We start from the raw sequence: 9,010 nt of genomic DNA on the forward strand, positions 1-9,010 counted from the left end.
TTGGCACATTGTTCGCGAAGGGCCCGGATGGATGCATGTACCGCATCGACCGACACCCGGTAATGGCGGCGCATCCTGTCACGCCGATGGTTGAGGCCGACATGAGCCTGCACCTTGCGCGACTGGGACTTCCGGATCTGGAGCGCGTGAACAGATGCGGCAAGGGACACGAGTTCCCGCGCATCTACGACATTCTGGACCAGGCAGATGTCACGGCTGCCGGACGGGATCTTGATGCTTCAGGCCGTCGGCTTGTGGTTATGGGCGCATCCAGCGTCGCAGAGGCATGGCTGGCGGTCCAGGCAAGCCGGCCGCCTTGCCTATCCAAGCCACCCGTGGCCGAAGGACCCGTCCTTGTATTTGCGGGATCACGCTCCTCGGTGACAACTTCCCAAATCGCCTCGGCCGCAAGCATGGCTCGCCTCCCCCTTGATCCGGCTGACCTCATGTCAGGCGATGCCACGCTTCGGAATGCCATTGAGTGGAGCAATGAGCGGCTGGAGCGAGGCCAAGACTGCATGCTCTATTTAACTGCCGAGAACTCCGGGCAGACCGTTCCTGCTGACCTGGCGCGTCGCAGTGCCGAACTGATCGAGAAGATTGCCACTCGAGGTGTCGGCGTCGGCGGGCTGATTGTCGCCGGGGGCGACACCTCCAGTGCCATCGTTAAGCAGCTTGCGCCGCAATGGCTGGATTACGCGGGTGATGTTTGTGCCGGCGTACCGATCCTGCGGGCAAGACTGGATACCGGCGACCTGCCCCTGATCATGAAGGGAGGCCAGATGGGTCCGTCGCAGTTCTTCCAAAGCGCAGCGGCAATGCTGCACGGTCGGTGATCCCGCGACACGTCCGCAACACAGCTTGATGGCCGGTGAACTGATCTCATTGCTCGTCAGTGTTGTTGTGTCGCGCCAGTTGATGCCTGGTTGCTTGGGAAGCCACCGCGTGGTTTCTGAACAATTAAGGTCAAGAGGCCACTCATAAATTTGCGCAGGCCCGCTCCCACGTTGCATCCATCATTGCTAGTTTGCCCAGTCTCTCTTAACCCAACCTGCGCGCAACTTTTACGCACTGGGCGTCGTCGCGCCTACCCTGCAGCTGAAAGCGGGAATACAGGGCTCAGTCCAGATTCGCGCCAGTAGATCGAGGTACAGTGCCAGTTCTGAATGGTCCGGCACATCAATAAGCCAATGACCCAAGCCCTGCATTTTGAAGCAAATGGTCCCTCTGCGGTCTCAGTTTCGCACGTGACACGCGCACTCAAAACAGCACGGCAGAAGCTGAGACACCGATCCGCCCCATGTCAAAGAATCGCAGTCACTTGGAAGCTAGCGTGGCAAGGTATGACCGGCACGCAAGATGAAGTTCAAGGCTCCGCGCATAATGGCAAAATCTCTTCGTGTTTAGCTAACCAAACATATGCACGAGGGTTATCATCTTGTGGACGGCCAAGTGCTGGAACTCCTTTGGCCGAACCAACATGGAGGAAAAAATCATGAAGCGCAAAATTGCTGCCACGCTCCTCGCCTCGATTGCTATGCTGCCGCAGGCGCATGCAGCGGAACCTGCGGAGTGTCTTGCCCCAAGCTTCTCGGACGTGGGTTGGACAGACATTACTGCGACCACAGCAACCACGGCTCTCGTTCTTGAGGCTCTAGGCTACTCCCCAGAAACACAGATTTTGTCAGTTGCCGTCACCTTTGAGTCGCTGAAGCAGGGCGACACCGATGTCTTTCTTGGCAACTGGATGCCGCTGCAGCAGCCCATTCAGGAACCCATGGTCGAAGCGGGCGAGATCGAGGTAATTCGCGCGAACCTTGAAGGCGCACTGATCGGGTTCGCGGTACCTACCAAGACCTACGACGCCGGACTGAAAACCTATGCTGACATTGCAAAGTTCGAGGACCAATTGGGCAGCCAGATCTTTGGGATCGAAGCGGGTAGCAGCGCCAACACGACCATCCTCAAGATGATTGAGGACAACAGCTTTGACTTGGCCAACTTCGAGTTGGTGGAATCCAGTGAGCAAGGAATGCTGGCGCAAGTGCAGCGGGCGATTGGTTCGGACAATGCCATCCTGTTCTTCGGCTGGCGCCCGCATCCGATGAACGTGCGCTACGACATCGAATACCTGACCGACGGCAACGACGTGTTCGGCCCTAACGACGGCGAGGCGAGCGTTCTGACGGTGACTCGCAAAGACTTGTTGGACGAATGCCCGAACCTCGGGAATCTACTGTCCAATTTAGCCTTCACGGTCGAAGCCGAGGACATGATGATGGCGTATATTCTTGATGAAGGAATGGAGCCACGTGACGCGGCAGAACGCTGGTTGAGGGACAATCCTTCCGTGCTGGACAGCTGGCTCGAGAATGTCACCACCGCTGATGGTCAGTCCGGCCTGCCAGCTGTCAGGACCTCCCTAGGTCTTTGATCCACGTCTGGCGGCGGAGGGTGGATGCCCGAACTGCCGCCGGAACGCGCGCGACAGTGAGGCTATGGAAGAAAATCCGGTCCGCACGGCGATGTCTGCCATAGGTAAGTCCGTGTCTGTGACAAGCCGTCTCGCGGCCTGAAGGCGCAGCGACAGGTAATATGCTGCCGGTGAGGACTGTACTACGGTGCGAAACAGCACTTCCAATGTGCGGGTGGAGCAGTTCACCTTTGCCGCGATGTCGCGGATCGCGACCGGGCTGTCCAGATGTTCCTCCATGACGTGTATGGCTTGTGACAAGCGCCGGTCGAGCCCGCTGCTGCGCCCCAGAAACACCAATGGCTGAGCGTCCGATGGCAATCGGACTTCGTCATAAACATACAGGCTGGCGACGTTCAGGGCTGCGCCGAAGCCTTGACGTGCCCGGATCAACGCCAGCATGAATTCGAGCGCGGGGGCGGCACCGCCCGTAGTGAAGATGGGCCCATCCACAACCCAGCGGTCGGGGATGACATTGACCTGCGGGAAGCGAGCGGCGAAATCTTCCAGATCCTCCCAGTGGGTGGTCGCCTTGCGCTGGTCGAGCAGTCCGGCCATGGCGAGAACCCAGCTGCCGGCTTCGACCCCGCCAAGCATGCGGGTGCTTTGCGCCGCCCGCCGGACGGCCGCCAGCAAAGCAGCTGAGGCATGGCGTATCACGTTGAAAGCAGCGACAACAACCAGAAGGTCACATTCCTTATCTGGTGCAAAACACCCGTCGACCTGCAAGGCCAATCCGCAACTTGTGGTGACGGACTGGCCGTCGATCGAGACGACATGCCAACGATAGGGCTCCTGCCCTGAGATCCTGTTCGCAGCTCTCATCAGGTCCAGTGTTGCCGCCACGCTCATCAGCGAGGCCTCCGGCAGGACAAGAATTGTAACGCTCAGGGGCTGGTTTGACTGCTTGAATACCATCGGTGCGCGACCCGTTGCATCATCTTCGTCAAGCTGTCTTCAAAGCGCTGCCTATCCTGTTCCGCCCGGACGCTCACCGACAGAGCGGCCAGCGCCTTCAGCCGGCATTTCTGCATGGCGGGCAGCCCAGAAGGCCAAGGCTTTTGACACTCCCGCCCGAGGCTCGCTCGTGCGCCGAGTCGACAGGTCGGTGTGCAGCAGCATGCTCTCAACCGTGGCAGCCAGTGTGTCATTGTCGCGCCACAGGCGATGGAACAAGTGCAATCGCTTCCCATGTCCTGCCAATACCTGAGTGGTAATGGTCAGTCTGTCGCCGGCATGGATCTCGTCCAGGTACCGGATATGGTTTTCGACAGTGAAGTAGCTGTGTCCCGACGCCACATATGCAGCATCGGCACCGATCAGTTCCATGAAACGGTCAGTCGCCTGCGAGGCGGCTTCAAGGTAGTGGGCCTCGTTCATATGGCCGTTGTAGTCAGTCCAGCTGACAGGAACCTGCCGCGTTGCCGTAATTGGCAGACCTTCCCGTTCGCCCGGTTCCGACAAGCTTGCCTCATGCGCCCGCACCACCCTTCCTGCACCACTACCCGTTCGACGCAGCGCGCGGATCATCCCGACCAAGTTGTCGTCACGCAAACGTTCAAGCTCACGGATCGACAGATGCCCTGACTGGGTGTCTGACTGCGAAGCGATCAGGTCAACCAGTTCATCATTGAACTCAGGCACATCCATCAGCTTCGTCCAGGGCCAGGACAGAGCCGGACCGAACTGCGCCATGAAGTGGGCCATCCCCGCTTCGCCTCCTGCGATCCGATAAGTTTCGAATAGGCCCATCTGCGCCCAGCGGATCCCGAAGCCCATGCGGATGGACTCGTCGATCTCCTCGGTTGTTGCAATGCCGTCTTTCACGAGCCACAGTGCTTCACGCCAAACGGCTTCGAGCAGGCGGTCGGCGACATGGGCATCGATCTCCTTGCGGATGGTCAAGGGATACATGCCTATGGTGCGAAGCATATCAGCCGCTTGGGCGCAGATTGAGGCATCCCCCACCAACTCGACGAGCGGCAGCAGATAGACCGGATTGAACGGATGCGCCACGATAGCGCGCGTGCCTTGCATGTTCAGTTCGGATGGCTTGAACCCCGAAGTCGAGGATCCAATAATTGCTAGCGGGGCCGCAGCCGCCTGAATAGCAGGCAAAATTCGGTGCTTCAGATCCAGCGTCTCGGGAACGCTCTCCTGCACCCAGTCCGCGCCCTCGACGGCCTCGGTCATGTCGTGGCAAAAGATCAGCCGTCCCTCTAGCGGAAGCCTGCGGTCATAAAGGGCGGGCAGTGCACGACGGGCATTTGCCAGCACCTCCGCTATCTTGCGTTCCGCCTGCGGATCGGGGTCCGAAACTGCAACATCCCAACCGTTCAACAGAAAGCGTGCGGCCCAGCCACCGCCGATGACCCCGCCACCAATGATTGCCGCCTTCTTCATGCCTGAGCCCCTTTCGGAGCGCGCTTGACCAGCCCCAGCCGTTCGCGCACGGCTTGCGGTCCAATGACATGAGCACCCATGTTCTCGGTGATCGTAACAGCCCGTTCTACGAGCTGTGCATTGGTCGCAAGTTGCCCCTTGCCCAGCCATAGATTGTCTTCCAGCCCTACACGCACATTGCCACCTGCAAGCACTGCCGCAGCGACATAGGGCATCTGATCACGGCCGAGGCTGAAGGCCGACCAGCACCAGTCGCTGGGCACCGCGTTCACCATTGCCATGAACGTGTTGAGGTCGTTCGGGGCACCCCAAGGGACTCCCATGCATAGCTGCACCAGCGCCGGGCCGGCCAGAGTGCCTGCGCGAACGAGCTCCTTTGCAAACCACAGGTGACCGGTGTCGAAGGCCTCAATCTCCGGTTTGACACCCAGTTCCGTCATCATTCCGCCCATCGCCCGCAACATGCCGGGCGTGTTGGTCATGACGTAGTCGGCCTCGGCGAAGTTCATCGTGCCGCAATCTAGAGTGCAAATTTCCGGCAGGCATTCAGCCACATGGGCCATGCGCTCGGTGGCTCCGATCATGTCGGTGCCTGACGCATTGACAGGGAATGGCGCCTCTGTCGGACCAAAAACAATGTCCCCCCCCATGCCGGCTGTCAGGTTCAACACCACGTCCACCTCAGCGTCGCGGATCCGGTCCGTGACCTCGCGGTAGAGGTCCAGCCTGCGCGAGGGCCTGCCCGTTTCCGGGTCACGCACATGGCAATGGACAATAGCCGCTCCAGCTTTTGCAGCAGCAATGGCGCTTTCGGCAATCTGCTGCGGACTACGCGGTACGTGGGCCGATCGGTCCTGCGTCGCACCCGAGCCGGTGACGGCACAGGTAATGAAGACTTCCTTGTTCATGGAAAGCGGCATGGTCGGCTCCTTCGTAGCTTGCTTGCGATACTACGAGTTTCCACATCCCCATTCTTATCCTATCTTGACAAACATTTGTTCGATCGTGCCAGAATTCTAACATGCGCCTTGCCATTCTTCTTTTTGACGGGTTCTCGAACATGGTCCTGTCATGTCTGCTGGAGCCGTTGCGTGCCGTTCGGGATCAAGCGTATATCGACATCTCCTGGCAGATCATGACGGCGGGTGACGGACCTGTGCGTTCGTCAAGCGGCTTGCTGGTTGCATCGGACGGCGATCCGGGCGGCCCGTTCGACGTCCTGATCGTGGTGGCGGGGTATGGCTACCGTGATCATGCGGCGAGCACGGCTCTGCGGCAGATCTCGGCGCTGTCGCGACGGAGCTCGCTGGTAATTGGGGCAGATACGGGTCCTTGGCTGTTGGCGGCGCTGGGCATGTTGTCTGCAAAGAAGGCCACGCTGCACTGGTCCCTTTTATCAGAATTCGCCGAAGCATTCCCTCACGTGCAGGTCGAGTCCACTCCGCATGTGTCGGAGGGCAAGATCTGGACGTGTGGAGGGGCGTCCGGGGCGTTGAACCTGATGCTGGCCTTCATTACGGATCGGTTCGGACAAGCGAACGCCTTTATTGCTTCGTCCATGTTTCTGCACGACGCCGAGCGTCCTCAGGCTGACATCAAGAGCGGCCTGCAGCCGTTGACAGGCAAGGGGACGGCACGGTTGCGCCAAGTAACCAGCATGATGGCTGAGACGGTTGAAAACCCGTTGTCTCTGCCGCAGCTTGCGGGCCACTGCGGTCTGTCGCTCAGAAAGCTGGACCGCCTGTTCCAAGCCGAGGTTGGGATGCCTCCAGGCCGCTATTTCCAGATGCTGCGCCTGTCGCATGCGCAGGAACTTGCAAACAGTAGCGATCTCGGCTTGCGGGAGATCGCTTTGCGTTGCGGATACTCCGATGCCCCCGCGCTGAGCAAAGCGTTTCGCCGCGCCTATGGCCGTTCGATCAGGCGGAACCGGTAGCTCCCGCTTTACCGGAGAAAGCCTCAGTCAACACTTGTCTGAAGAAAAGCCAGAGCCGCCGATGCTGCGGCACCTTGCATGATCAACGCACGAAGCCGCTGACCTTCGGCAGCCAGGTGGACAAAACGGGCACAAATGTCAGGACCAGCAGGGACACCATTGCCGCAAGGAAGAACGGGGGCAGTTCGCGGATCAGCGCAGACGGTTTCTGCTTTGTTGCCGAGGCGACGACGAAGATCAGCCCACCTACGGGCGGGGTCATCAGTCCGAAGGTCAAGTTGACAATGACGATAATGGCAAAATGTTCTGGCGCAATCCCAAGGCCATAAGCAATAGGTGCCAGGATCGGGACCAATATCATCACGCCAGGCAGCGGATCCATGAACATGCCGAAGATCAGCAGCAGCACGTTCACCATCAAAAGGAATGCAATCGGCGACAGGTTCATTGCAATCACAGCATCAGCCATGGCTTGCGGAACCCCCTCGATGATCAGCACCCACGCAAACGCGCGCGCCGACGCGAGGATCATCAGCACTGCAACCGACATGGTGGCCGAACGTAGAAATGCCCCCCAAAGATCGGAAAAGGTGAAGCCGCGATAGATGACTGCGCTGGCGATGATGGCGTAGAAAACTGCGACTACGGACGCTTCCGTTGGGGTAAAGAGGCCGCCGCGAATCCCCCCAACGATCGTGACGATCAACAAGAGTGCCGGAAGCGCCGCTATGGTATTGCGCAGCATTTGTGCTGCTGGCGGGCGCATTTCCTGGCTGCGATAGTCGCGCTTGCGGCTGATCCACCAGTTGACGCCTGCGGCCATGCCCGCGATTAGCAGACCAGGCAGCAGCCCTGCCATGAACAATGACCCGACCGACACATTGCGATCCTGTAGCGCATAGATGATCATCGTGATCGAAGGCGGAATGATCGGATCCACGACTGAAACGGAAATTGTTAGGGCCCCCGCATAAGCCTTCGAGTAACCGCTGCGCTCCATCATCCGCGCCATCATGGCTCCCGGACCTGCGGCGGCCGCCAAGGCGGAGCCAGAGATGCCTGCAAACAGCGTGCCAGTCAGCACGTTGGCATAGCCAAGCCCCCCGCGGAGATGCCCGACGAACTGTGACGCAAACCGCAGCAACATGCGCGAAATTGCCCCCGTTGACATGATTTCGGCAGCGAGAATGAAGAATGGCACCGCCAGAAGCGGAAAGCTGTCGAGGCCGGTGAACATCTCCTTGACCACGACAACCATTGGATATCGCCCAGTGACTGCCACGGCAGCGAAGGCCGACATCGCAAGGCTGAATGCGACCGGAACTCCAATCACCATCAGGATCAGGAAGGCAATGATCATGATCTCAGCCAAGAGCGACCTCGTCCGAGTGCTGAAAACCTGCGCGCAGGTATCGCGGCGCCATGAATGCCAGATGCACGATCATCAGCACGAAGCCGACCGGCATTGCAGCGTAGATCCATTTCATTGGGACCTGCAGAGCCGCCGACCGCTGGACCGCCATGCGGTTCATGTAGTCAATACCAACCCAGACCATAAAGGCAAAGAAGCCCAGCAATACCAGAAGGATCAGCGCACGCAGGGTACGCTGCCATGGACCAGGCAGCGCATCCTGTGCATTGGTAATGGCGGCATGCGCCCCCTCGCGCAGCGCGAGGCCACTGCCCAGAAAAGTTAGCCAGATCATGGAATAACGCGCGACCTCGTCCGCCCAAGTGAGGGAATTGCCGGTCAGGTAGCGACCCAGAACATTCCAGCCAAGGATGCCCGACATCGCCATCAGCACAAGCACCAGCACCGCACCGTTAAGCATTACAAAGACTGTCTCGATGCGGCGCACTTAGTTACTCGACCGCCTGAATGCGGTCCATTAGCTCCTTGCCGAACTGCGCCTCGTAGCGCTGGTAAGGCTCGGCCAGCGCTTCGCGGAAGACAGCCTTCTGCTCTAGAGAAAGCTCGTTCACGGACATGCCCGCTTCTTCCAGATGGGCAACGCCAGCCTCGTCGACATCGTCCACATAGGCGCGCATTGCGACAACGGCCTCGTCGGCAGCCTTCTCGAATGCCGCTTTCTGTTCGTCGTCCAAACCACCCCACAAGGCGGGGGAAACGAGGATGATCGTCGAGGAGTAGACGTGCCCGTCCAGCGTCAGGTTCTCCTGCACCTCGTTCAGCTTGG

Annotated in this window: 9 protein-coding genes; 3 read left to right on the forward strand and 6 right to left on the reverse strand. The window is 59.4% G+C overall.

The genetic code is table 11. The features are described from left to right. Positions 1-836: nucleotide-binding domain containing protein (locus ACLHHB_RS11505; RefSeq protein ID WP_410218422.1), on the forward strand; the 836-nt coding region annotated here is incomplete at its 5' end. 659 nt (positions 837-1,495) lie between these two features. Next, entirely contained in the window at positions 1,496-2,434 is a 939-nt protein-coding gene (gene choX / locus ACLHHB_RS11510) for a choline ABC transporter substrate-binding protein (RefSeq protein WP_410218423.1), read from the forward strand. Here the strand turns inward: choX and ACLHHB_RS11515 are convergent. From ACLHHB_RS11515 to ACLHHB_RS11525, 3 genes are read right to left on the reverse strand one after another with little or no spacing between them, the layout of a single operon-like run. Next, entirely contained in the window at positions 2,423-3,391 is a 969-nt protein-coding gene (locus tag ACLHHB_RS11515; RefSeq protein ID WP_410218424.1) for a GlxA family transcriptional regulator, read from the reverse strand. The genes choX and ACLHHB_RS11515 overlap by 12 nt on opposite strands. Before the next feature lie 51 nt (positions 3,392-3,442). Beyond that, positions 3,443-4,876, reverse strand: a complete 1,434-nt coding sequence (locus ACLHHB_RS11520; protein WP_410218425.1) for a carnitine 3-dehydrogenase — start codon at positions 4,874-4,876, stop codon at positions 3,443-3,445. Further along, the gene (locus ACLHHB_RS11525) at positions 4,873-5,796 is read right to left on the reverse strand and encodes a 3-keto-5-aminohexanoate cleavage protein (protein WP_410218426.1); all 924 of its coding nucleotides are present in this window, start codon (positions 5,794-5,796) and stop codon (positions 4,873-4,875) included. Before ACLHHB_RS11525 ends, ACLHHB_RS11520 begins: the two co-directional genes overlap by 4 nt. Before the next feature lie 101 nt (positions 5,797-5,897). Here ACLHHB_RS11525 and ACLHHB_RS11530 point away from each other — a divergent pair, with 101 nt between their 5' ends. After that, positions 5,898-6,812, forward strand: a complete 915-nt coding sequence (locus tag ACLHHB_RS11530) for a GlxA family transcriptional regulator (protein ID WP_410218427.1) — start codon at positions 5,898-5,900, stop codon at positions 6,810-6,812. Between the two features lie 82 nt (positions 6,813-6,894). Here the strand turns inward: ACLHHB_RS11530 and ACLHHB_RS11535 are convergent, their stop codons facing one another. From ACLHHB_RS11535 to dctP, 3 genes are all read right to left on the reverse strand, one after another. After that, the gene (locus ACLHHB_RS11535; protein WP_410218428.1) at positions 6,895-8,184 is read right to left on the reverse strand and encodes a TRAP transporter large permease; all 1,290 of its coding nucleotides are present in this window, start codon (positions 8,182-8,184) and stop codon (positions 6,895-6,897) included. Beyond that, positions 8,177-8,671 (reverse strand): TRAP transporter small permease, encoded by a 495-nt coding sequence (locus ACLHHB_RS11540; RefSeq protein ID WP_410218429.1) that lies wholly within the window; start codon positions 8,669-8,671, stop codon positions 8,177-8,179. The genes ACLHHB_RS11535 and ACLHHB_RS11540 overlap by 8 nt, the downstream gene beginning before the upstream one ends. 4 nt (positions 8,672-8,675) lie before the next feature. Continuing rightward, positions 8,676-9,010, reverse strand: a 335-nt coding sequence (gene dctP / locus ACLHHB_RS11545) for a TRAP transporter substrate-binding protein DctP (RefSeq protein WP_410218430.1), incomplete at its 5' end; no start/stop codon positions are given.

Source organism: Paracoccus sp. (in: a-proteobacteria), assembly GCF_046462195.1.
Lineage (GTDB): Bacteria > Pseudomonadota > Alphaproteobacteria > Rhodobacterales > Rhodobacteraceae > Paracoccus.

What these genes read in the sequence shown, in the direction of transcription:
- choX (WP_410218423.1), top strand. Translation starts at nt 1,496, where the DNA reads ATGAAGCGCAAAATTGCTGCCACGCTCCTCGCCTCGATTGCTATGCTG.
- ACLHHB_RS11515 (WP_410218424.1), bottom strand. Translation starts at nt 3,391, where the DNA reads ATGGTATTCAAGCAGTCAAACCAGCCCCTGAGCGTTACAATTCTTGTC.
- ACLHHB_RS11520 (WP_410218425.1), bottom strand. Translation starts at nt 4,876, where the DNA reads ATGAAGAAGGCGGCAATCATTGGTGGCGGGGTCATCGGCGGTGGCTGG.
- ACLHHB_RS11525 (WP_410218426.1), bottom strand. Translation starts at nt 5,796, where the DNA reads ATGCCGCTTTCCATGAACAAGGAAGTCTTCATTACCTGTGCCGTCACC.
- ACLHHB_RS11530 (WP_410218427.1), top strand. Translation starts at nt 5,898, where the DNA reads ATGCGCCTTGCCATTCTTCTTTTTGACGGGTTCTCGAACATGGTCCTG.